Source organism: Campylobacter sp. 107, from assembly GCF_002383835.1.
Classification (GTDB): Bacteria; Campylobacterota; Campylobacteria; order Campylobacterales; family Campylobacteraceae; genus Campylobacter_D; species Campylobacter_D jejuni.
The window spans coordinates 16,473-38,279 of record NZ_NXBA01000027.1 but is presented as its reverse complement, the minus strand read 5'-3'; the positions used below and the strand labels follow the sequence as shown (position 1 = coordinate 38,279).

Below are 21,807 nucleotides of genomic sequence, written 5' to 3'. Positions count from 1 at the left end.
GAGTAGAAAATGCTAGATTTAAAAAATTTGCAAAATAATTTTGATGAAGTGGCTAAAAAGTTAAAAAATAAAAAAGTTGATGAAAATATCTTAAAAAAACTTGCTGAACTTTTTGCAAGTTTAAAAAAAGAAAAAACAACTTTAGAAGAATTTCAAGCTTTTCAAAATAAATTCAGTAAAGAGCTTGCTACAGCCGAAGATAAAGAAAGTTTAAAAGAAAAATTAAGTGAAAATAAAAGCAAAATTAATGAGCAAAGCGCTAAAGTAAATGTTTTAGAAAATGAGCTTGAAGAAATCGCTCATGCCATCCCAAATATCCCTGATGAATGTGTGCCTGTGGGTGAAGATGAAGATGAAAATGTGGAGCTTAAAAAAGTATTAAATCCGCCTAGCTTTGATTTTACTCCAAAAGAACATTTTGAATTAGGTGAGAGTTTAAATTGGCTTGATTTTGTGCGCGGGGTAAAAATTTCACAAAGCCGTTTTTGTGTGCTTAAGAACGAAGGAGCTTTATTAAGTCGTGCTTTGGTAAATTATATGATAGATTTTAATAGAAGTCGTGGATTTGAATTTGTTAATGTACCTTTTTTGGTAAATGGTGCTACTATGTTTGGGACAGGTCAGTTGCCAAAATTTAAAGAAGATATGTATAAGGTAGATGATGAGGATTTGTATTTGATCTCAACTTCTGAAATTCCAGTAACCAATCTTTACAGCGGGGAAATTTTAGCTAGTGAAACTTTACCTATAAAAATGACTTGTTATAGCGCTTGTTTCAGAAAAGAAGCAGGCAGTGCAGGGCGTGATACAAGAGGTATTATAAGACAACACCAGTTTGAAAAAGTAGAGCTTGTAAGTATTGCTAAACCTGAGCAAAGTGATAGCGTGTTTAATGAAATGCTTGAGTGTGCAAGTGATTTACTGAGTTCTTTAGGTTTAGCGCATAGACATTTGATGCTTTGCACCGGAGATTTGGGTTTTAGTGCGGCAAAAACTGTAGATCTTGAAGTGTGGCTTCCAGGACAAAATAAATATCGTGAGATCAGCTCGGTTTCAAATTGTCGTGATTTTCAAGCAAGACGCGCTAAAATTCGCTATAAAAACAAACAAGGAAAAAATGAACTTGTTCACACTCTTAATGGCTCATCTTTGGCGGTAGGAAGAACTTTGGTAGCGATTATGGAAAATTATCAAGATAAAGAAGGAAAAATTCATATTCCTGATGTTTTGAAAAAATATTTTTAAAGAGTATAGATGGCTGAACAAGAAGATATAATACTAGAAAAACCCGAAGATGGCTTAAACCAACCAAGACTTGATGAGAGTTTAGAGGGATTTAAGGGGCAAGAGGGGCAAGCTCCAGAAGATGAAGAATTTGCATCATTGCCAGAAGAATTACCTCAAGAAAATAGTGACAGTGGTTTTAAATTTACAAGAGAAAGTGCGCCTGAAGATGTATCAACTTTTGAAGAAGTTGAAAGTCAAGAGCCTACACCTTGGTATAAAGATCGTAAGTTTATGTCTCTTGTGGGTTTATCTTTGGGGATCGTTTGTATTTTAGTTTTTACACTTTTTTATTTAACTTTTAGCGAAGGAAAAATTAAACCAGATATTATAGCTTCTAAGCCTTTAGAACAACCTGTTGTTATGCCTGATGAATCATATAAATACAATGATATGCAAAGAATTGATGGTATGATCCAAAAAGCAAATGCTTTATATTTAAAGGGTGAGGTTGAACAGGCTTTAAAAGTTTATGAGCAAGTTGCTGTATATAATGAATCTTTATCTAATTATAATTTAGGTGTTTCTCAAATGAATGAGAATAAATTCCAAGAAGCTTTTGAAAGTTTCAAGAAAGCTATAGCCAATGGAGAAAATCAATGTGTAGCTGCTATCAATGCTGCTGTTTGTGCTTTAAAGCTTAATGATAAGGAAAAATTTAGATATTATATTGATTTAGCTCAAGTGTATCTTCCAAAAGAAGGAAAATCAAAATTATATGATTATTATTTAAGCTTGATTAATTATTACAAAGGATATTACCCTGAGGCCTTGCAAATGTTGCAAAGAACAGATGTGGAGCCGTATTCTGATGTTGCAAAGTATTTGTCTGCTAAAATTTATGCAAAAATGGACTTTGATTCCAAGGCTATACAGCAATTAAATTCTCAAGGCAATTTTGAATCCAGTTTATCTTTAGGACTTTTATACGCTAGAATAGGAGAATATGCTAAAGCTAAAGTTGCTTTAAGTACAGCGATGAAAATTGAAAGAGATTTTAATCAGAGTTTGGCGGCTTTAACATTGGTTGATATTAAAACAGGAAATTATCAAGATATGTTAGCGCGCTTGCAAAATTCTTATGATAATGATCAAGATAGATACAAGATTTTAGATACTTATAAAATTCAAGTTCGTTTAAATAAGGATCTTTTTAATATAGCAGTTGCTCAAAATTCTTTTTCAAAAGATTTGTTAAAAAAACAAAAAGATCAATTTGATTTGCTTTTTTATTTTGCACCTTATCAAGTGTTTGATAGTAAGCAGGCTGCTTTATATATTAAAAAAGCTAATGTTACAGATTTCGTAGATGATAGTGCTGATGCGGGAGTTTATCTTAATACAAGTAAAGCTCTTTCATCTACCAATGTAAAAATTGCCAATATTATTAACTATGCATTAAATCAGAAGTTACGCCTTGCTAACCAAGAATTTCAAAAACTTATCAAGGATTATCCAGAACATAGTATTTTACATTATAATTTGGCTTTAACTTATGCCCAAATGCAAAATTATGAACTTGCTTATAAGCATTTTTCAAGTTCATATCATCTTAATCCTAAAAATTACTTAGCGGGTGCTTTTGCTATGTTTTGTGCAAAATTAATTGATATTGATACAACTAAACTTTACAATGAAATTCTTGATAATATAGCTGCTGATTCTAATTTTAAAGCTAATATGCAAAAAAGTATGTTATTTTTAGTTAATAATAATTATATTTCTATGCTTCCTTATTTAGATGAAACAAAAAAAGATACGCCTTTGAGTTTGATTTTTGAAGCTATTGTTGCTAAAAATAATAACCTTAATAATCAAGTAGATGTGAAAATTGCTAAATTGCGTTCAGAGTTGCCTGAAGATATTTTGGCAAATATTTTGTATTTTAATTCTTTAAATTCAAATTTAAATATTAAAGAATATGCTCAAAATGCTCAAATTCATTTTAAAAATTTAAAACTTGATTATCGTAGTGTTTTTGGTGGGCCAAGTATCGCTAGAGAATTTTATGTTAATTTAATGCATATTGCAGGGCTTTTGAATTTAGAAAGACAGAAATTTAAAGAGTTGATTAATGTTTCAGGAGTAAAAGATGAGGGTATTTTACAAACTTTAGCTTATTTGGATATTTTTGCACAGCAATACGAGGAGGCTTATGCGCTTTATAATTCTTTGATTGATGATTATGGAGCTAAAGATACTAAAACTTTATTTTTAGCAGCCGTAGCAGCCGTAGGTGCAAATAATCCAAATTCAGCTATAGCACTTTTGCAGCTTTCTAAACTTACAGATAAAAATAACAAAGAAAGTAAAGCAGCCCTTGGTATGTTGTATCAAGAAGTAAAGAACTATGAAGCTGCGATATCTCAGTATAAAACTTTACCTAATAATTTTAAGAGTGAATTTTTTACTTTTGATATTAATAACAACTAAAAATGCTTAGAAATTTCTAAGCATTTTTAGTTAAGCTTGAAGATCTAGAGTTTTTCCACCTAGTTCATCGATGCGATCGCTAACTTTTTTAAGTGCCGCATCTATTGTATCTTGACTGATTTGAGGAAGTTCTCCACCCCACATTTTTTCTGCTTGCTCAAATCCTTTTTTCATACCTTCAAGACCTTTTTTTAATTTTTCAACATCATCGCCACCGCCTTTAATAACAAAATCCGCGATGCGATTGGCTGTATTTTCCACTCCAAAAAAACCATCTTCACTTACAAGTTGTTGAAGTTCATCTGTATTCATATCAAGTGGATTTTTGCCACTGTAGCCTAAGGATGCAAAATCAATATTTGTAAGTATAGATTTTGCAGTATCTAAATTGGCACCATTTAAAAGACTACCTAGTCCAGTTTGGGCATTGCTCGAACCTATTACAGCATTCATTGTTTGCTGTTGAAACTGAACTAGGTAAATTTGTGTAATGCCCTTTCCACCAAGTGCATTTAATTTTTCAAGGGTATTTTTATCTACATCCTTGCTAGAATTAGCACTTTGAACATTTTTGTCTTTTGTGTTTTCCTTAGCATCATCTGCCTTCTTATTGCTAACTTGTGTTTGTGCCATGCTAGCGACATTTGAAAAAGTATTCACTTGCATATTTGCTCCTTTGTGTGAGGCTTTAATTTATATCGACTTTTGACTTAAAAAATTTATAAGGACATTAAATTCCTTATTTTCAAAGGAATTTAATGTTTTATTGTAGATAATAAGTAATTTGCTCTTTATTGAGAATGCGGATAAGATTGCTAGTACCTTCTACTCCTGTTGGAAAGCCTGCAGTTAGAAGATAGCATTTATCTTCATCCATAAAACCTTTTTCAACACTTGATCTTACAGAGTCTTTTAATAATTCTGTAAGTTTATTACTTTTGTTAACCAAGATCGCAGGATTAACTCCCCAAACTATACTTAAAGAGTTTAAGGTTTTTTCAGAATGCCCTACTGCTATGATTTCTATATTTGGACGATATCTTGCAATCTTAATAGCAGATTTTCCGCTACTTGTTAAAGAAAAAATAGCATCAGCGTTAAGATCTGTTGCAAGATGAGCTGAAGAACGCATGATTTTATCTGTATTGTCTAAATCATTAAAATCATTAAATTTGTTATATGGATAGCGTTTTTCTGTTTCTATTATAGTTTGGCACATTATATCAACAGCGTTTGCAGGATCTATACCAACGGCACTTTCTTCACTTAGCATTACTGCATCTGTTCCATCTAAAACAGCATTTGCAACATCTGAAATTTCAGCTCTTGTGGCGGTTTTGCTTTTGGCTAATGAAAAAAGCATCTGAGTCGCAGTAATAACAGGCTTAGAGGCATTGTTTGCCTTTTGTATAATTTCTTTTTGGATATTAGGAACTTTATAATAAGGTACCTCAATACCTAAGTCTCCTCTTGCAACCATTATACCATCGCTAGATTTAATAATCTCATCAATATTTTCTACTGCATCAAATTTTTCAATTTTTGCAAAAATAGATATTTTTGCGTTATTTTGTGCTAAAATTTCACGAACTTCATCAATATCGTGCGCATTTTGTACGAAAGATATTGCTAAAAAATCTACTTCATTTTTTATACCCCAAAGTAAATCATTTTTATCTTTTTGTGTAATAACATCAATATTGATTTTAGTATTCGGAAAATTAATACCTTTATTTGAGTTTAAAAAACCATCATTTTCTATAATGGTTTCAATTTTTTGATCATCTATGCTTACTACTTTAGCACGAATTGATCCATCATATAGATAAATATATTCATCAATTTTTAACATATCTAAAATGGATTTTTGATTAATACTGATTTTGTAATGATTTTGAGCAATCTTCTCCCCTAAAATTGTTTCACGATAAAAATCAAGTCTATCACCCTTTTTTAATTCAAATGGTTCTTTAAGTTCACCTGTACGAATTTTAGGACCACTAATGTCTTGTAAAATTCCAATACGAATATGCAATTCTTTAGCTACTTTTCTTATGCTATCTAAGTTTTTTTTATGATACTCATGTGTTCCATGGGAAAAGTTTAAACGGAAAACATTTACACCATTGATAATCATTTGGCGTAGAATTTCTTCCTTTTCACTTGCTGGACCTACTGTGGCTACAATTTTTGTTTTTTTAAGCATGGTAAACTCCTTTTGAAATTATTGTAGCTAAAAATAGAAACAAAATGATTACAATAATTCTGAAGAAAATTTATCTTCGTTAAATTCCATTCCTAGGTAATTGCATATAAGCTTTGCATCTCTTTCGGCATTTCCTAAACAACTCGTTGCCCCAGGACTTGGAGTCATATTGAAAATAATACCAGGGGTTTCTGTGATGCTTGCTTCACCTAGCATTAATTCTTCTTTAGTTTTATCAATAACTTGTGGTCTTACGCCTCCAAAACCTTTTGCATAATAAATATCGCTTGCTTTAAGACTTGGGACTATTTTTTTGGCATCTTTAACAAATAAGCTTTTATCAATAAAAGGTAGTTCAAAAAGATAATTATAAAAGATGTAATTTCTAATTGTTGCATCTTTAAACATATTAAAAGTTACTTTTAAAACAGTTTTATCAAGTTTTAGTGCTTCAAAAAATTCTGGAACTGATTTTAGACCATGATAACGTTCTAGTTTTGGAATAACAAGTGCAGTAGGTCCAAAGCGAGTGTTCATATCAGCAAGCAAATCAGGATCTCCATGAAGAGCTGCAAATGGAAGTTTAGGATTTTGCACCATATAAACCTTGCCATTTAAAAGTTTTTGTTTGGTTAAATAAAAACTTCCTGCAACAGGCCAACAAGACTTATCCATACCTAAGTTCATTTTATGTGCTAAATATAAAGAGTGCGCCCCAGCATTGACAACTACGCTTTTGGCATGGTATTCTTGATGATTTGAGGTTTTTAATATAAAAATATCATCTTTTTTTTCTATGTGAATAATTTCTTGATTAAAGGCAACGAAAGTATTTTTATTTTGTTTTTGTGCTTGTTCTATTAGATTTATACTCATTTTCCCAAAATCTACAGTTGTAAAAACCTCGCCACTTTCAACACCCATGGCGCAGATATTTTCAGGTCTATCTTGATTGCAATCTTCTCCTAAAACAACTTTAGGTTCAATTTGTTTGATTTTTGCTTTATCGAAAAATTTTATATAAGGATAAAGTTCTTTAAATTCTTCATAGCGTTTTTTCATATAATCACATTCTATATCTCCAACAGCTAGAGCCATTTTTTGATGAGAAAACATGAAATTATTTTGCGCATTTTGCATGAGTCCATATTTAACTATCATATCAGCTGTTCTTTTTACTTTTCGCGCTTTTTCTAAAGTATAATTGGTTTCAATATCTCCACAATGAATGGTTTGAGAATTACTCGTTCCCTTAGAATTTAATGTTGCAGCTGTATTATATTTTTCTATCAAAGCAATATTTTTAATATTTGTATATCTTGCAAGCTCGTAAAATAATGCTGCTCCTGAAATTCCAGCTCCGATGACAAGCACATCAAATTCTTGTTGGCTCATTGTTTTTCCTTTTTTTATTTTAATAAACTTTTTTCTAAATAGAAGTTTAATTGAATTTGTTTTACAAAAAGTTAAATTTCATTAAGGTTTGATAACAATGAGAATTTTTGTAACATTTTCAATAAAGTAAATTGGGATTTTCTTTTATAATCTTTTTCATTCCTCGAAAGATTAAAAGTTTATCATAAATTGCGTGATCGAAATAATTTGCTAAAAATTGCCCATCTCCACCAGTGAAATAAAGCTTTTTATTTTGAGCGGCATCTTTTATCAGTAGGTAAATTCCTTTAAAAACACCATAACTTAAAGCATCCATGGTTTTTTGCGGGAATGCATCAAGACTAACTTGAGTATTAAATTCACTTTTTAATCGCGGTGAAATATAGCTATAAATTTTTTTATAATTTGCAATACCTGGCAAGATAAAACCACCAAGATGTATAGAATTAGAAATAATATCAATTGTAATAGCACTACCTGCATCTACAACAACCCCATCTTCAATAGTATAACAAGCTGCTATGCGATCGATTCCTAATCCTTGATAAATTGTATCAAATAAAAAATAAGGTTCAAGATTGATAAAATTTTTTTGATTTTTTAAATGTTCTTTAAGATGTTCATTGACATTGATATAAAAAATTTTTTGTTCATTTTTAAATTCTAAAAACTGATCTATACTAAGAGTAAAATATTTGTTATCATCTAGGAAATTAGCATTTGAATTCCCAATATCACAGAGCAGCATAGATATTAAATCCTTTCATTTCTAGATGATTTTTTGCTTTAGAGCAAAGAGAAGTCATGCTAAAAAAATATTTGTTATTTATGTTAATTTGCTGTGCTAGATTTTCTAAAAATAAGGCATCTTTCATTAAAAATTTTGTTTTTCCTGTATACATAAAAAGAATGTTATTTTGATCTTTAGCGCAAATATAACTTTTTTTTCTAGTCAACATACTTAAGTCATAGGGCTTTAAATTTAATTTTAAAGACTTTATTATTTGTTCTAAAATTTTTATCATAGTAAATCTAAAATTTTATCTCCGTAGTAAAATTTACCATTCCCCATGAAAGAAATTTTATCAATAGCTTCTGAAAGTTTAAATACTTGCGCATCATCTAAATTTAGATTCATTTTGATAAGATAGCCTGTTTTTTCAAAAATATATAAATAATTATTGTATATATTACTTTTTACAAAAATAGCAAATTCAAATTTTTTTTCTGCAATTTTTCTTAAGTTATAATCAGTTTTAATAATAGTGCCATCTTTTTCTAGTATAAAAATACCATCATCGCTAAGTGCAACATCTTTTATGTCAGTGTCAAGATAAAGAGTTCTAGCAGGGCTTACAATAATGATTTTTTTAGCTGTTGCTGCTATAAGTTTATCTCCGATTACGCTTAGATGGATTACATTGTTGAAAAAATTTTCTGCCGAAATAACCACGTCTTTAATGACTTGAAGATTGTTTCTTGAAAGAATTAAAATTTTGCCATCTAGCGTTGGATATACGATGATATTGTCTAAAAATATAGGATTAGCGGTACGACTGTCTTGAGCTGGAGCTGAGGTTAGGGTTTGACTAAATTTAATACCCAAAGAACGATTTGCAAGAACTATAGTATTATTTGCAAGTACAAGGGCTAAATCATCTCCATTAGAAGCTACTCCTACAACACTAGCGTCAAATTGAAAATTATAAATTTCATTATAAGAATTGTCAAAAATTTTTAAATTTCCATTATTATCTGCGGTAAAATATTCCCCATCTTGATAAGCTAGAAGTATATAATTTTTAGGAAGTTTAAACTTGTCTATGGAAATATTATTTTTTAAGATAGCTGTATTATTGCTAAGTTTTGCAGAAACTAGATTCCAATCAACGATTTTACTTTTTAAATTGCTATTATGACTTAAATCTCCATCGGTTTGTTTTGGTTCAAAATATTGTCTTTTGGTGCCACAAGCACATAGAAATATTAAACAAAATAGTGTTAAAAATATTTTTTTCATTGTGTAATGCCTTGATAATGTTTGAGATTTTTAGCTATTTGATTTAAACTTGAATTTTCTTTTATCTGAGAAAGTAAAACATTAGCTTCTTCGATTTTATTTTGCTCTAAAAATTTGTAAGCTTCTAATAATTTATCATAATTTTTTAAAAATATCGATTTATCCCCTAAAGATAATGCGATAATATTTTTAAGTAAAGTGTTTGTTTGAGTATTACTGTAAATTTGTTTTAGTTCATTCTGGAGAGCTGTATTATTAAAATCATTAATATTTTCTTTTAGTAAAAAGATAGCGTAAAGATTGGTATTTTTATTTTTAAGTTGTTCTAAAAGATTTTTATTGCTAGGATCTTGTATTAGATTGGCATAAATTTCATTTGCTTCTTTTGTTTTATAATCGTTTATTTTTGAGATTATAAAATTTCCAGCAAACCAAGCAACTAAAATTATCACAACAGCAGATATATAAAATTTATACTTGCGTATAAACCTCTCTCCTTTGATAAAATTTTCTATAAATTGTTCTTCCGTGTTAAGTTCATTTTTAACAGCTTTTAAATTATCTTTTAGTCCCAAAATTTATCCTTGAAAAAATATTTTTATTTTTGTATAGAAAAATTATGATATTGTATCATATAAATTGCAAAATATCCTAAACAATTTAAAGCTTTTTATGATATAATTTTCAAAATTTTAACTTTTTTATTAAGGTTTAAGAAATGCAAATAGATGAGAAATTATTAAGCAAGCTTGAAAAATTAAGTGCTTTACAAATAACAAAAAACAGAAATGAAACCATTGCACAGTTAAGTGAAATTGTGAATTTTGTTGAAAAATTAAACGAACTTGATTTAGATTCCCAAGAGATTGCTGTGAGTACTATAAAAGGTGGCGCTCCTTTGAGGATTGATGAGATAAGAAATAGCAATGTTATTGATGAGGTTTTAGATTGTGCTCCAAAAAAACAAGAACATTTTTTTGTTGTTCCTAAAATCATAGAATGATTAACTTAGCATTTAGTGCTTATTTGTAGAATAAATTTAAAACAAAAAATCAGAGAGTGATTGAAATGAATTTTTATTGGTTTGATGCTTTTATTTTAGGATTTACCTTGCTTTTAGGGCTTAAGGGTATTATCAATGGTTTGATAAAAGAAATTTTTGGACTTTTGGGTATTATTGGCGGTGTTTTTATTGCTTCAAAATATGCAACTCAAGCAGCTGAATTTATACAAAGTACTTTTTATAAGATAGAAAATCAAAGCTTAGCTGGATTTGCTGGATTTTTAGCCATATTAATTATTTTTTGGATAGTTTGTTTATTGGTGGGTAATTTTCTTTCTAGGTTGATTAAATTAAGTGGTCTAGGTTTTTTAGATCGTATTGGTGGCTTTATATTTGGTGGAGCAAAAATCTTTTTAATTTTTGCAATTTTGGTTTTTTGTGTAGCAAGAATTGATTTTTTAAATGATAAATTAGATAATTTTGCTAAAAATAGCTATACTTTAAATTTACTTAAAGAAACGGGATCTTTTATTATGAATCAACCTTTAACAGAAAATAGTCTAGATCATGCTAGTGAAAAGTTGCAAGATATTGTAAGTGATTTAAACAATACTCAAAAAGGGGAGTGATATGCTGATAGAAAATGTGGAATATGATGTTTTACTTGAGAGATTTAAAAAAATATTAAGACAAGGTGGACTTAAATATACCAAGCAAAGAGAAGTACTTTTAAAAACTCTTTATCACAGTGATACTCATTACACACCCGAAAGTTTATATATGGAAATCAAACAAGCTGAACCTGATTTAAATGTAGGAATTGCAACTGTTTATCGTACTTTAAATTTACTTGAAGAAGCAGAAATGGTAACTTCCATTTCTTTTGGTTCAGCAGGTAAAAAATATGAGCTTGCTAATAAACCTCACCATGATCATATGATATGTAAAAATTGCGGAAAAATTATAGAGTTTGAAAATCCTATTATAGAAAGACAGCAAGCCTTGATTGCAAAAGAACATGGTTTTAAACTTACAGGGCATTTGATGCAGCTTTATGGTGTTTGTGGTGATTGTAATAATCAAAAAGCAAAGGTAAAAATATAAATGTTTGATAATATTTTAGAGCAACAAAGAATAGAAAAAGCTAAAGAGTTAAAAAATTTAGGGATTAATCCTTATCCTCATTTTTTAGAAAAGGAAATGTCTTTAAAGACTTTTAAGGATAAATTTTCTTATATTTTAGAGCAAGTTGAAAAAAGAGATGAAAGTGTCAATGCTGTTGTTGCAGGACGTTTGAAACTTTTGCGTATAGCTGGGAAATCAATTTTTGCAAACATTGAAGATGAGGATACAAATTTACAAATTTATTTTAGTAAAGATAGCGTAGGCGAAGAGCTTTATACGATTTTAAAAAAGAATTTAGAGGTGGGTGATATTGTTTTGGTTAAAGGTTTTCCTTTTGTAACTAAAACAGGTGAATTTAGTTTGCATGCAAGCGAAGTAAAACTCGCTACAAAAGCTATTGTTCCTTTACCTGAAAAATATCATGGATTAACAGATATTGAGCAAAGATATCGTAAACGTTATGTTGATATGATAATGAATGTCGAAGTTAGAAAAGATTTTTTAGTGCGTTCTAAAGTGGTGAGTTTAATCCGTCATTTTTTTGAAAATAAAGGTTTTTTAGAAGTAGAAACTCCTATGATGCATCCGATTGCAGGTGGAGCAAACGCTAAGCCTTTTGTAACTTTTCATAATTCTTTAGGCGTAGAAAGATTTTTAAGAATTGCTCCAGAACTTTATCTTAAAAGACTTATAGTAGGTGGTTTTGAGGCGGTTTTTGAAATCAATCGTTGTTTTAGAAACGAAGGTATGGATTTAACTCATAATCCCGAATTTACAACTATAGAATTTTATTGGGCCTATCATAATTATAAAGATTTAATGGATTTAACCGAAGAACTTTTTGCTTTACTTTTGGATAAACTTAATTTAGGAAAAACAATAGAATTTGATGGAAAAATGATAAATTTTTCTAAACCTTTTGAAAGAATAACCTATAAAGACGCACTTTGTAAGTATGGTGGTTTAGATAGGGATTTAATCGAAGATAAGGAAAAAATTCTTACTAAATTAAAAGCAGATGGTTTTGAAGCGAATGAAAAGCTTGAACTTGGACATTTGCAAGCTGAACTTTTTGACAATTATGTGGAAGAAAAATTGATCAATCCTACTTTTGTGATTGATTTTCCTATTTCCATAAGTCCTTTATCAAGACGTAGCGATGAGGATTCTCAGATTGCTGAGAGATTTGAGTTGTTTATTTGCGGAAGAGAATTGGCAAATGGTTTTAATGAGCTTAATGATCCTCTTGATCAATATGAGAGATTTTTAAAACAAATTGAAGCTAAAAATGCAGGCGATGAAGAGGCTTGTGAAATGGATGAAGATTTTGTAAATGCTTTGGGTTATGGAATGCCTCCAACGGCAGGGCAGGGCATAGGTATAGATAGACTTGTTATGCTTTTGACAAATAAAAAATCGATTCGTGATGTGATATTGTTTCCTGCAATGCGTCCATTAAAATCAGAACTAAAGGAGAAAGAATGAGTTTAGAAATGTTTGATAAAGAAATTTTTGATTTAACAAACAAAGAGTTAGAGCGTCAATGTGAAGGTCTTGAAATGATAGCGAGTGAAAATTTCACTTTACCTGAAGTAATGGAAGTTATGGGAAGTATCTTGACAAACAAATACGCAGAAGGTTATCCAGGTAAAAGATATTATGGTGGTTGTGAATTTGTTGATGAGATTGAAACTCTAGCCATTCAAAGATGTAAAAAACTTTTTAATTGTAAATTTGCTAATGTTCAGCCTAATTCAGGTTCTCAAGCTAATCAAGGTGTTTATGCGGCTTTGATTAATCCAGGTGATAAAATTTTAGGAATGGATTTAAGTCATGGTGGACATTTAACTCATGGTGCAAAAGTAAGTTCTTCGGGCAAAATGTATGAAAGCTGTTTTTACGGCGTAGAGCTTGATGGAAGAATTGATTATGAAAAAGTAAGAGAAATTGCTAAAAAAGAAAAACCAAAACTTATAGTTTGTGGAGCTAGTGCTTATGCAAGAGTGATTGATTTTGCTAAATTTAGAGAAATTGCTGATGAAATAGGTGCCTATCTTTTTGCTGATATAGCACATATTGCAGGTCTTGTTGTGGCAGGTGAGCATCCAAGTCCTTTTCCATACGCTCATGTAGTAAGCTCAACTACACATAAAACTTTGCGTGGCCCAAGGGGTGGTATTATTATGACAAATGATGAAGAGTTTGCTAAAAAAATTAATTCTGCGATTTTTCCAGGTATTCAGGGTGGTCCTTTGATGCATGTAATTGCTGCAAAAGCAGTAGGATTTAAATTTAATCTTAGCGATGAGTGGAAAATTTATGCAAAACAAGTAAGAACCAATGCTCAAGTTTTAGCTAATGTTTTAATGGATAGAAAATTTAAACTTGTTAGCGATGGAACGGATAATCACCTTGTTTTAATGAGTTTTTTAGATCGCGAATTTAGCGGAAAAGATGCAGATTTAGCTCTTGGAAATGCAGGTATTACTGCAAATAAAAATACTGTTCCAGGAGAGATTAGAAGTCCTTTTATCACAAGTGGATTAAGACTTGGAACTCCAGCCCTTACTGCCAGAGGTTTTAAGGAAAAAGAAATGGAAATTGTGTCAAATTATATTGCAGATATTTTAGATGATATTAATAATGAAAAATTACAAGAGAATATTAAACAAGAATTAAAAAAACTTGCAAGTAATTTTATTATTTATGAAAGGGCTATGTTTTGATTTCACCAATGGATATGTCGCTAATTAAAATAATTGGCGATCATTATTATATAAGACGCGATAAAATTGTAAATAAAATTACACATAGAGGTCGCTTATTTTTTGATAAATTTGAAAGAGTTGATGCTCCTTTAAATTTAAATGTCATGAGAGAACACGCTGCTAAAAAAATTGTTGTCGCTCATGATTTAATAACAAAAGATAATAAAGTAGAAAATATTGTCTTTGATTATAATGGTTTTAATGCTGAAAGATTTTATCACCGTGCACAACTTATTTTAAGAGAAGAAGGTTTTATAAATTTCACAGCTTATAAAACTAAAACTCCAGGACATTTACATCTTTATATTCATAAAGGACATACGGCGTTAAACGAAGGTTATTCTTTAGCGTCTAAACTTTCAATGATGTTTGCGAGTAAAATGCCAGTAGAATGGAAGGTGTTTCCTAGTATGGATGTACCTAGGGAATTTAATATTTTAATATTGCCTTATGAGGTTTATCAAAAAGAACGAGGAAGTTCTTGGTCTAAGCATATGTAAGAAAGGACAAATTATGGAAAATCAAAAAAATGAATTTGATGATATTATTTTAGAAAAAAGTAATAAAAGTGAAAAAGTAAAAAAAATTCTTTTACGAGTTATTGCTTTAGTTATTTTGTTTTTAGCTATCATGATAGTTATGAAGCTTATTAATGGTAGTGGTGATGAAAATACGCAAAATCAAAGTGTATTGCCAAGTGAACCTATAGCAACTCAAGACAATAACAATGATACTTCTTTTGAAAGTATGCCAATTACAGATAATACTTCAGCAGAAGATCAATTTGAGGCATTAAGAAAACAATTTCAAGATGAACAAAATACAACTCAAAATACAACAGCCTCTAGTTCAAATAACAATGATAGTACAAATTTTGCTATGCCTGATCAAGAAGTTCCAGCAGAACCAACAGCAGCTACTTCGGAAAATACCGCTCCGCAAGCAAGTGCTCCCAAACAAGAAGTAAAACAAACTGTAAAACCTAAGGAAGAAGCAAAAAAACAAACAGCTGTAAAAAAAGAAAAAGAAAGCACAAAACAAACCCCTAAAAAAGAACAAAATGCAAATGATTTATTTAAAAATGTTGATGCTAAACCTGTACATCCAAGTGGTTTAGCATCGGGTATTTATGTACAAATTTTCTCAGTAAGTAATTTGGATCAAAAATCAAAAGAACTTGCTTCTGTAAAACAAAAAGGTTATGATTATAAACTTTATAAAACTACAGTTGGAGGTAAAGAAATTACTAAGGTTTTAATAGGACCATTTGAAAAGGCAGATATTGCAGCAGAACTTGCTAAAATCCGTAAGGATATTGCAAAAGATGCTTTTTCTTTTACTTTAAAATGAAATTTTTAGCAGTTATAGGCGATCCTATTTCTCACTCTAAATCGCCTAGAATGCATAATAATGCTATCAAAGCCTTAGGGCTTGATAGCATTTATACACGCTATCATTTAAGAAATGCTAACTGTTTAAGAGAAGATTTTTTTAAGTTAGGACTTAGCGGAGCTAATATTACTTTGCCTTTTAAGGAAAAAGCTTTAGATATTGCTGATGTGAAGGATGATTTTGCTAGAAATATTGGCTCTGCAAATACTTTATGTTTAAAAGAAGATAAAATTTACGCTTATAATACCGATGCTTTAGGTTTTTTAGAAGTTATTAAGGATTTTGATAATATAAAAAAAGCTTTGATTTTGGGTGCTGGAGGTACAGCTTTGGCACTTGCTTATGTATTAAAACAAAAAGGTGTAGAAGTGCATATAGCTAATCGTAGCAAAGAAAGATTTAAAGATTTTTTAGCTTATCGAGCTTATCTTTATAAAGACTTGCAAGATTTTGATTTTGATTTGGTTGTAAATTCAACTTCTGCTGGATTAAAAGATGAAAATTTACCTTGTGATAGAGAGCTTTTAGATAGAATTTTACCTAAAGCTAAATTTGCTTTTGAGGTAATTTATGGCAGAGAAACGCCTTTTTATAGATTGTGTAAAGAATATCATTTAAAAATTAAAGATGGACTTGATATGCTTTTATGGCAGGGAGTTTTTGCTTTTGAGCTTTTTTTTGAAATACGAGATAAAAGAGAGATGATAAAAAATGCAATGCAACAGGCATTGATTTTAAAGTAGAATGATAGTTATTTTTTTGTATAAGAAAAACTTATTTTTTGTGTGAGAAAGTTTAATTTTCTCACAAGTTTTATCATTCAAATATTTCTACCCCATCTTGATTTTTGCTTTTATTATTTTGATTTATTGAAGATGGATTTGTAGGAATATTTTGTGTAGGTGTGTTTTCAATTGTATTATTTTGATTAGAATTTGTTTGAGGTAAGCTTTCTTCAAAGGTAGCATCGCCATCAAAACTATTAAAACCACTGTTTGTATTAGGTATAGTTTTGCCTATGTCTGTTGCTTTTGGAAGATTGTTATAAAGTGTATTTAATGTGTTTTTATAAAAAGCTAAAAAACTTTTATCAATTTCAAAAGCAGGTTGCTCTAAACCTTTATTGAGTTGAGTTGGTACGGTGGAGATAGTAGTTTTAAACATATTAACCCCATCATCATTTTTAATAGGATAGTTAAGCGCAACTAAAGAATCCAGTTTGGTGCTGCTTGAAAGATTGGTTGAATTTTGTGGATTGTGTGCATCTATAAAATCTATTTTACCTTTAAAATTTATACCTAAATTGGATTTTATATAATCTCCACTCATAAAATTGCTTGTTTTTTGTGCATTTTTTTCTTCTGTATAAATACTGATTGAATTTTTAAGAGTGTAGTCTGGATTAGCAGTAACTATTTTATAGCCTTTTAGTCGAGCGATGGTTTTGATCTGTTCTTCTAAATTTTGTTTTAAAAGATCAATTTCTTTTTCTATGCGAATTTTAAGCACTGAATTTTCAAAATAATCAGAATAATTATTATTTTGCTCTATATTAATAGGCTCAAGAGCAATGCTTACTCCAGAATCAATAGGTTCAACCTTTGTTGAAACTTGTGGTTTAAATTTTGGCATAGAAACATTGACAAAATTACTACTTGTGCCTCCACAAGCTGCTAAAATTAACATACTACTAGCAAGTAAAATATATTTTTTCATTTTTGACCTTTATTTAATGTGTTTGTGTTAATTATAGCAAGTTAAAGTTTTTTTGTTATATTTTTATAAAAGAAAATTAGGAAAGATATATGGAATTTTGGCAGCATATTTATTCAAATTTTAATGTTATAGCTTTTAGCATCTTTGGTTTAAAGGTGCATTGGTATGGCATTATGTATGTTATAGCTTTGCTTTTGGCTTTGCTTTTGGCTAAATTTTTTGTAAAAAAATTTCAACTAGACATTAATGAAAAACATTTAGATAGTTATTTTATATGGGTTGAAATAGGGGTTATTTTAGGTGCAAGACTTGGATATATTTTGATTTATGATGCAAATACTATGTATTATATTACTCATCCTTGGCAAATTTTTAATCCTTATATTAATGGCGAATTTGTAGGTATTCGAGGTATGAGTTATCATGGAGCAATTATAGGATTTTTGATAGCCACTTTATTGTTTTGTAAAAAATACAAAACAAATCCTTGGATTTTTCTTGATTTGGTTGCTTTAAGTGTTCCATTAGCTTATGTTTTTGGTCGTATAGGAAATTTTTTAAATCAAGAACTTTTTGGTCGCATTACAAATGTGCCTTGGGGAATTTATGTTGATGGAATATTGCGCCATCCATCGCAACTTTATGAAGCATTTTTAGAAGGTATTGTTGTTTTTATTATAGTTTATTTAGCAAGATTTAAGCAAAGTTTTCAAGGGGAATTGATTCTTGTTTATGCTGGTGCTTATTCATTAGCAAGATTTATATGTGAATTTTATCGCGAGCCTGATTTTGGCATAGGTTTTGTTTTATGGGGTATGAGTATGGGACAAATTTTAAGTTTTATAATGTTTATAACAGCTTTGTTAGTTTATATTTGTATAAAGTTTAAAAAAGTAAATATTTAATCTATCTTAAAGACTTTTGTAATATAATGAAATGGATTTTTTTTAATTTCTTTTTACAAAGGAGTAAAGATGCGTGAGCTTATCGAAGGTTATTTGGGTAAGAGCATTGAGGGCAAAAAAAGTAAAATGCCTGCGAAATTAGACTTTATCCAAAGTGCCTCAGGGCTTTTTTTAGGTCTTTTTATGTGGGTGCATATGCTTTTTGTTTCTACAATTTTAGTCAGTGAGGATTTTTTTAATTCTGTGGTACATTTTTTAGAATTAAAATTTGTTTACGATAATCCTGTTATGAGTTATCTTACTTCATTTTTAGCCGCCTGTGTTTTAGTGGTTTTTTTCGTTCATGCTTTACTTGCAATGAGAAAATTTCCTATTAATTACCGTCAATATCAAATACTAAGAACACACAGCAAAAAAATGAATCACAGCGATACTTCGTTATGGTGGGTTCAAGCTTTTACAGGTTTTATTATGTTTTTCTTGGGTTCTGCTCATCTTATTTTTATTGTAACCAATGCAGATAAAATCAGCGGCGATATGTCAGGAGATAGGGTTGTAAGTCATTTTATGTGGCTTTTTTATGCTGTTCTTTTAGTCTGTGTTGAACTTCATGGAAGTATAGGGCTTTATAGACTTTGTGTTAAATGGGGTTGGTTTGAAGGAAAAAATGTAAAAGAAAGTCGTAAAAAGCTTAAAACTGCTAAATGGATAATCAGTATTTTCTTCCTAGTGTTAGGTGTGTTAAGTCTTGTAGCATTTATAAAAATAGGTTATGAAAATTACCAAAATCAAACCCAAACTACTGCGATGATAAAAAACTACAATGGAGCAAATTATGAATATACAATATAGTGATGCTTTAGTAATAGGCGGAGGATTAGCAGGTCTTAGAGCGGCTATTGAAGTAGCAAAGAGTGGCCAAAGTGTAACACTTTTAAGTATTTGTCCAGTGAAGCGTTCTCACTCTGCAGCGGTGCAAGGAGGTATGCAGGCAAGTTTAGCAAATGGGGCAAAAGGTGAGGGTGATAATGAAGATCTTCACTTCGCAGATACAGTAAAAGGAAGTGATTGGGGCTGTGATCAAGAAGTAGCAAGAATGTTTGCTCAAACTGCGCCAAAAGCAGTGCGTGAACTTGCGGCTTGGGGTGTGCCTTGGACTAGAGTTACTAAAGGTCCAAGAACTGTTGTAATCAATGCGCAAAAAACTGTGATTGAAGAAAAAGAAGAAGCGCATGGACTTATTAATGCTAGAGATTTTGGCGGAACTAAAAAATGGAGAACTTGCTATATCGCAGATGCAACAGGGCATTGTATGCTTTATGGTGTAGCAAATGAAGCTATTAAACATCAAGTAAAAATTATTGATAGAATGGAAGCGGTAAGAATTATCCATGATGGTAAAAAATGCTTAGGTGTGATCGCTAGAGATTTAACCAATGGACAACTCATTGCTTATATTGCAAGAGGAACTATGATAGCAACAGGGGGCTATGGTAGAATTTATAAACAAACTACAAATGCGGTAATTTGCGAAGGAACAGGTGCGGCTATCGCTCTTGAAACGGGACTTTGTAGACTTTCTAATATGGAAGCAGTGCAATTTCACCCAACTCCTATTGTGCCAAGCGGTATTTTGCTTACTGAGGGTTGTCGTGGCGATGGCGGAATTTTACGTGACGTGGATGGATATCGTTTTATGCCTGATTATGAGCCAGAGAAAAAAGAACTTGCAAGCCGTGATGTGGTAAGTCGTAGAATGATGGAGCATATTCGTAAAGGTAAAGGTGTAAAAAGTCCTTATGGAGATCATTTATGGCTTGATATTTCTATACTAGGTCGTGCGCATGTGGAAAAAAATCTTCGCGATGTGCAAGATATTTGTAAAACTTTTAATGGTATTGATCCAGCAGATGAAGGTCCAAAAGGTTGGGCTCCAGTTCTTCCAATGCAGCATTATTCTATGGGTGGAATTAGAACTAAACCAACGGGTGAAAGTCAATGGTTAAACGGACTTTTTGCTTGTGGAGAAGCAGCTTGCTGGGATATGCACGGATTTAATCGTTTAGGTGGAAATTCATGTGCTGAAACTGTTGTAGCAGGTATGATAGTGGGAGATTATTTTGCAGATTATTGTAAAAATAATGGTGAAGTAATTGACACAAATGTAGTAAAAGACTTCTTAACTAAAGAGTATCAATATTTAAAATCTTTAGTAGATAAAGAGGGTAAACATAATGTTTTTGAAATCAAAAATAGAATGAAAGAAATCATGTGGGATAAGGTAGCCATCTTTAGAACAGGTGAAGGTTTGAAAGAAGCAGTAGATGAACTTGAAAAACTTTATAAAGATTCTCAAGATGTTAAAGTACATTGTAAAGAACTTGATTGTGCAAATCCAGAGCTTGAAGAAGCGTATAGAGTACCAAGAATGTTAAAAATAGCACTTTGTGTAGCTTATGGAGCGCTTTTAAGAACAGAAAGTCGTGGGGCGCATTATAGGGAAGATTATCCAAAAAGAGATGATTTAAATTGGATGAAAAGAACCAATACTTTTTGGGTAGAAGGCGAAACCTTACCACGCATAGAATACGAAGAGCTTGATATTATGAAAATGGAAATTCCACCAGCATTCCGTGGATACGGAGCCAAAGGAAATATTATAGAAAATCCTTTAAGTGAAAAACGCCAAGCTGAAGTGGATGCAATACGTGAAAAAATGGAAGCTGAAGGCAAAGGTCGTTATGAAATTCAAAACGCTTTAATGCCTTATGAATTACAAGCTAAATATAAAGCACCAAACCAAAGAATAGGAGTTGATTATGAGTAGTAGAAAATTGACAATAAAGGCATTTAAATATAATCCTTTAAGCAAAATTTCTAAACCACATTTTGTGACTTACGAGCTTGAAGAAACTCCTTTTATGACGGTTTTTGTATGTTTGACTTTGATTCGTGAAAAAATGGATGCGGATCTGAGTTTTGACTTTGTTTGTCGTGCAGGGATTTGTGGATCTTGTGCGATGATGATTAATGGAGTGCCAAAACTTGCTTGTAAAACTTTGACTAAAGATTATCCTGATGGAGTGATAGAGCTTATGCCTATGCCTGCATTTAGACATATTAAAGATTTAAGCGTGAATACAGGAGAGTGGTTTGAAGACATGTGTAAACGCGTTGAAAGCTGGGTGCATAACGAAAAAGAAACTGATATTTCTAAACTTGAAGAACGTATTGAGCCGGAGGTTGCGGATGAAACTTTTGAACTTGATCGTTGTATAGAGTGTGGAATTTGTGTAGCTTCTTGTGCAACTAAACTTATGCGTCCAAATTTCATAGCTGCTACAGGACTTTTAAGAACAGCTAGATATTTACAAGATCCGCATGACCATAGAAGTGTGGAAGATTTTTATGAATTAGTAGGCGATGATGATGGTGTTTTTGGTTGTATGTCATTGCTTGCTTGTGAAGATAATTGCCCTAAAGAATTACCTTTGCAAAGTAAAATCGCTTATATGAGAAGACAACTTGTCGCTCAAAGAAACAAATAAATCTTTCCCCTT

22 protein-coding genes are annotated in these 21,807 nt (G+C 30.8%); 14 read left to right on the top strand and 8 right to left on the bottom strand.

Annotated elements, in window-relative coordinates; all coding sequences use genetic code 11:
• Window positions 1-9 precede the first annotated feature (9 nt).
• Window positions 10-1,245: a serine--tRNA ligase gene (gene serS / locus BGS40_RS04545; protein WP_096738439.1), complete on the top strand. Its 1,236-nt coding sequence runs from the start codon at window positions 10-12 to the stop codon at window positions 1,243-1,245.
• 9 nt (window positions 1,246-1,254) lie between these two features.
• On the top strand, window positions 1,255-3,717 hold the full coding sequence (gene pflB / locus BGS40_RS04540) for a motility protein PflB (protein WP_087692107.1): 2,463 nt from the start codon (window positions 1,255-1,257) through the stop codon (window positions 3,715-3,717).
• Between the two features lie 30 nt (window positions 3,718-3,747).
• Here pflB and BGS40_RS04535 read toward each other — a convergent pair whose 3' ends face one another.
• The 7 genes from BGS40_RS04535 to BGS40_RS04505 all read right to left on the bottom strand — a co-directional run bounded on the left by BGS40_RS04535 (window position 3,748) and on the right by BGS40_RS04505 (window position 9,913).
• Entirely contained in the window at window positions 3,748-4,383 is a 636-nt protein-coding gene (locus BGS40_RS04535) for a hypothetical protein (protein WP_087695873.1), read from the bottom strand.
• 97 nt (window positions 4,384-4,480) lie between these two features.
• Window positions 4,481-5,923, bottom strand: coding sequence for a pyruvate kinase (gene pyk / locus BGS40_RS04530; RefSeq protein ID WP_096738438.1), 1,443 nt, complete (start codon window positions 5,921-5,923; stop codon window positions 4,481-4,483).
• A gap of 48 nt (window positions 5,924-5,971) precedes the next feature.
• On the bottom strand, window positions 5,972-7,318 hold the full coding sequence (locus tag BGS40_RS04525; RefSeq protein WP_057095976.1) for an FAD-dependent oxidoreductase: 1,347 nt from the start codon (window positions 7,316-7,318) through the stop codon (window positions 5,972-5,974).
• A gap of 118 nt (window positions 7,319-7,436) precedes the next feature.
• Window positions 7,437-8,066 (bottom strand): type III pantothenate kinase, encoded by a 630-nt coding sequence (locus BGS40_RS04520; RefSeq protein ID WP_087692110.1) that lies wholly within the window; start codon window positions 8,064-8,066, stop codon window positions 7,437-7,439.
• On the bottom strand, window positions 8,053-8,343 hold the full coding sequence (locus tag BGS40_RS04515) for a tram-like protein (protein ID WP_087692111.1): 291 nt from the start codon (window positions 8,341-8,343) through the stop codon (window positions 8,053-8,055). The genes BGS40_RS04520 and BGS40_RS04515 overlap by 14 nt, the downstream gene beginning before the upstream one ends.
• A complete protein-coding gene (locus BGS40_RS04510; protein ID WP_052786763.1) occupies window positions 8,340-9,338 on the bottom strand; it encodes a hypothetical protein in 999 nt (332 codons plus the stop codon). Before BGS40_RS04510 ends, BGS40_RS04515 begins: the two co-directional genes overlap by 4 nt.
• A complete protein-coding gene (locus BGS40_RS04505) occupies window positions 9,335-9,913 on the bottom strand; it encodes a hypothetical protein (RefSeq protein WP_032580912.1) in 579 nt (192 codons plus the stop codon). The genes BGS40_RS04510 and BGS40_RS04505 overlap by 4 nt, the downstream gene beginning before the upstream one ends.
• Before the next feature lie 143 nt (window positions 9,914-10,056).
• Between BGS40_RS04505 and gatC the strand changes: the two genes are divergently transcribed.
• From gatC to BGS40_RS04465, 8 genes are all read left to right on the top strand, one after another.
• Window positions 10,057-10,341, top strand: a complete 285-nt coding sequence (gene gatC, locus BGS40_RS04500) for an Asp-tRNA(Asn)/Glu-tRNA(Gln) amidotransferase subunit GatC (protein WP_057095973.1) — start codon at window positions 10,057-10,059, stop codon at window positions 10,339-10,341.
• A gap of 65 nt (window positions 10,342-10,406) precedes the next feature.
• The gene (locus BGS40_RS04495) at window positions 10,407-10,970 is read left to right on the top strand and encodes a CvpA family protein (RefSeq protein WP_002869932.1); all 564 of its coding nucleotides are present in this window, start codon (window positions 10,407-10,409) and stop codon (window positions 10,968-10,970) included.
• Window position 10,971: 1 nt separating this feature from the next.
• Window positions 10,972-11,445, top strand: a complete 474-nt coding sequence (locus tag BGS40_RS04490) for a Fur family transcriptional regulator (RefSeq protein WP_002854230.1) — start codon at window positions 10,972-10,974, stop codon at window positions 11,443-11,445.
• Complete coding sequence (gene lysS / locus BGS40_RS04485) at window positions 11,446-12,951, top strand: lysine--tRNA ligase (RefSeq protein WP_002858694.1); 1,506 nt, start codon at window positions 11,446-11,448, stop codon at window positions 12,949-12,951.
• Window positions 12,948-14,192: a serine hydroxymethyltransferase gene (locus BGS40_RS04480; RefSeq protein WP_009882139.1), complete on the top strand. Its 1,245-nt coding sequence runs from the start codon at window positions 12,948-12,950 to the stop codon at window positions 14,190-14,192. The genes lysS and BGS40_RS04480 overlap by 4 nt, the downstream gene beginning before the upstream one ends.
• Window positions 14,189-14,734: a DUF1882 domain-containing protein gene (locus BGS40_RS04475; RefSeq protein WP_002859481.1), complete on the top strand. Its 546-nt coding sequence runs from the start codon at window positions 14,189-14,191 to the stop codon at window positions 14,732-14,734. Before BGS40_RS04480 ends, BGS40_RS04475 begins: the two co-directional genes overlap by 4 nt.
• 13 nt (window positions 14,735-14,747) lie before the next feature.
• On the top strand, window positions 14,748-15,584 hold the full coding sequence (locus BGS40_RS04470) for an SPOR domain-containing protein (protein WP_009882143.1): 837 nt from the start codon (window positions 14,748-14,750) through the stop codon (window positions 15,582-15,584).
• Window positions 15,581-16,369, top strand: a complete 789-nt coding sequence (locus tag BGS40_RS04465) for a shikimate dehydrogenase (protein ID WP_009882145.1) — start codon at window positions 15,581-15,583, stop codon at window positions 16,367-16,369. The genes BGS40_RS04470 and BGS40_RS04465 overlap by 4 nt, the downstream gene beginning before the upstream one ends.
• A gap of 73 nt (window positions 16,370-16,442) precedes the next feature.
• Here BGS40_RS04465 and BGS40_RS04460 read toward each other — a convergent pair whose 3' ends face one another.
• On the bottom strand, window positions 16,443-17,342 hold the full coding sequence (locus tag BGS40_RS04460; RefSeq protein WP_096738437.1) for a membrane lipoprotein lipid attachment site-containing protein: 900 nt from the start codon (window positions 17,340-17,342) through the stop codon (window positions 16,443-16,445).
• Window positions 17,343-17,431: 89 nt separating this feature from the next.
• Between BGS40_RS04460 and lgt the strand changes: the two genes are divergently transcribed.
• The 4 genes from lgt to BGS40_RS04440 all read left to right on the top strand — a co-directional run bounded on the left by lgt (window position 17,432) and on the right by BGS40_RS04440 (window position 21,795).
• Window positions 17,432-18,247, top strand: coding sequence for a prolipoprotein diacylglyceryl transferase (lgt, locus tag BGS40_RS04455; protein WP_009882152.1), 816 nt, complete (start codon window positions 17,432-17,434; stop codon window positions 18,245-18,247).
• A gap of 69 nt (window positions 18,248-18,316) precedes the next feature.
• The gene (locus BGS40_RS04450; protein ID WP_002883473.1) at window positions 18,317-19,099 is read left to right on the top strand and encodes a fumarate reductase cytochrome b subunit; all 783 of its coding nucleotides are present in this window, start codon (window positions 18,317-18,319) and stop codon (window positions 19,097-19,099) included.
• Entirely contained in the window at window positions 19,083-21,074 is a 1,992-nt protein-coding gene (locus BGS40_RS04445; protein ID WP_002854193.1) for a fumarate reductase flavoprotein subunit, read from the top strand. Before BGS40_RS04450 ends, BGS40_RS04445 begins: the two co-directional genes overlap by 17 nt.
• On the top strand, window positions 21,067-21,795 hold the full coding sequence (locus BGS40_RS04440; protein WP_057095971.1) for a fumarate reductase iron-sulfur subunit: 729 nt from the start codon (window positions 21,067-21,069) through the stop codon (window positions 21,793-21,795). Before BGS40_RS04445 ends, BGS40_RS04440 begins: the two co-directional genes overlap by 8 nt.
• The last annotated feature ends 12 nt before the right edge of the window (window positions 21,796-21,807 follow it).

Excerpts from the sequence above, each read along its gene's own strand:
- lysS (WP_002858694.1), top strand. The coding sequence starts at position 11,446 with ATGTTTGATAATATTTTAGAGCAACAAAGAATAGAAAAAGCTAAAGAG.
- BGS40_RS04440 (WP_057095971.1), top strand. The coding sequence starts at position 21,067 with ATGAGTAGTAGAAAATTGACAATAAAGGCATTTAAATATAATCCTTTA.
- BGS40_RS04525 (WP_057095976.1), bottom strand. The coding sequence starts at position 7,318 with ATGAGCCAACAAGAATTTGATGTGCTTGTCATCGGAGCTGGAATTTCA.
- pflB (WP_087692107.1), top strand. The coding sequence starts at position 1,255 with ATGGCTGAACAAGAAGATATAATACTAGAAAAACCCGAAGATGGCTTA.
- BGS40_RS04535 (WP_087695873.1), bottom strand. The coding sequence starts at position 4,383 with ATGCAAGTGAATACTTTTTCAAATGTCGCTAGCATGGCACAAACACAA.
- BGS40_RS04510 (WP_052786763.1), bottom strand. The coding sequence starts at position 9,338 with ATGAAAAAAATATTTTTAACACTATTTTGTTTAATATTTCTATGTGCT.
- BGS40_RS04490 (WP_002854230.1), top strand. The coding sequence starts at position 10,972 with ATGCTGATAGAAAATGTGGAATATGATGTTTTACTTGAGAGATTTAAA.
- BGS40_RS04520 (WP_087692110.1), bottom strand. The coding sequence starts at position 8,066 with ATGCTGCTCTGTGATATTGGGAATTCAAATGCTAATTTCCTAGATGAT.
- BGS40_RS04460 (WP_096738437.1), bottom strand. The coding sequence starts at position 17,342 with ATGAAAAAATATATTTTACTTGCTAGTAGTATGTTAATTTTAGCAGCT.
- lgt (WP_009882152.1), top strand. The coding sequence starts at position 17,432 with ATGGAATTTTGGCAGCATATTTATTCAAATTTTAATGTTATAGCTTTT.
- BGS40_RS04515 (WP_087692111.1), bottom strand. The coding sequence starts at position 8,343 with ATGATAAAAATTTTAGAACAAATAATAAAGTCTTTAAAATTAAATTTA.
- BGS40_RS04480 (WP_009882139.1), top strand. The coding sequence starts at position 12,948 with ATGAGTTTAGAAATGTTTGATAAAGAAATTTTTGATTTAACAAACAAA.
- BGS40_RS04445 (WP_002854193.1), top strand. The coding sequence starts at position 19,083 with ATGAATATACAATATAGTGATGCTTTAGTAATAGGCGGAGGATTAGCA.
- BGS40_RS04465 (WP_009882145.1), top strand. The coding sequence starts at position 15,581 with ATGAAATTTTTAGCAGTTATAGGCGATCCTATTTCTCACTCTAAATCG.
- serS (WP_096738439.1), top strand. The coding sequence starts at position 10 with ATGCTAGATTTAAAAAATTTGCAAAATAATTTTGATGAAGTGGCTAAA.
- gatC (WP_057095973.1), top strand. The coding sequence starts at position 10,057 with ATGCAAATAGATGAGAAATTATTAAGCAAGCTTGAAAAATTAAGTGCT.
- BGS40_RS04495 (WP_002869932.1), top strand. The coding sequence starts at position 10,407 with ATGAATTTTTATTGGTTTGATGCTTTTATTTTAGGATTTACCTTGCTT.
- pyk (WP_096738438.1), bottom strand. The coding sequence starts at position 5,923 with ATGCTTAAAAAAACAAAAATTGTAGCCACAGTAGGTCCAGCAAGTGAA.
- BGS40_RS04470 (WP_009882143.1), top strand. The coding sequence starts at position 14,748 with ATGGAAAATCAAAAAAATGAATTTGATGATATTATTTTAGAAAAAAGT.
- BGS40_RS04450 (WP_002883473.1), top strand. The coding sequence starts at position 18,317 with ATGCGTGAGCTTATCGAAGGTTATTTGGGTAAGAGCATTGAGGGCAAA.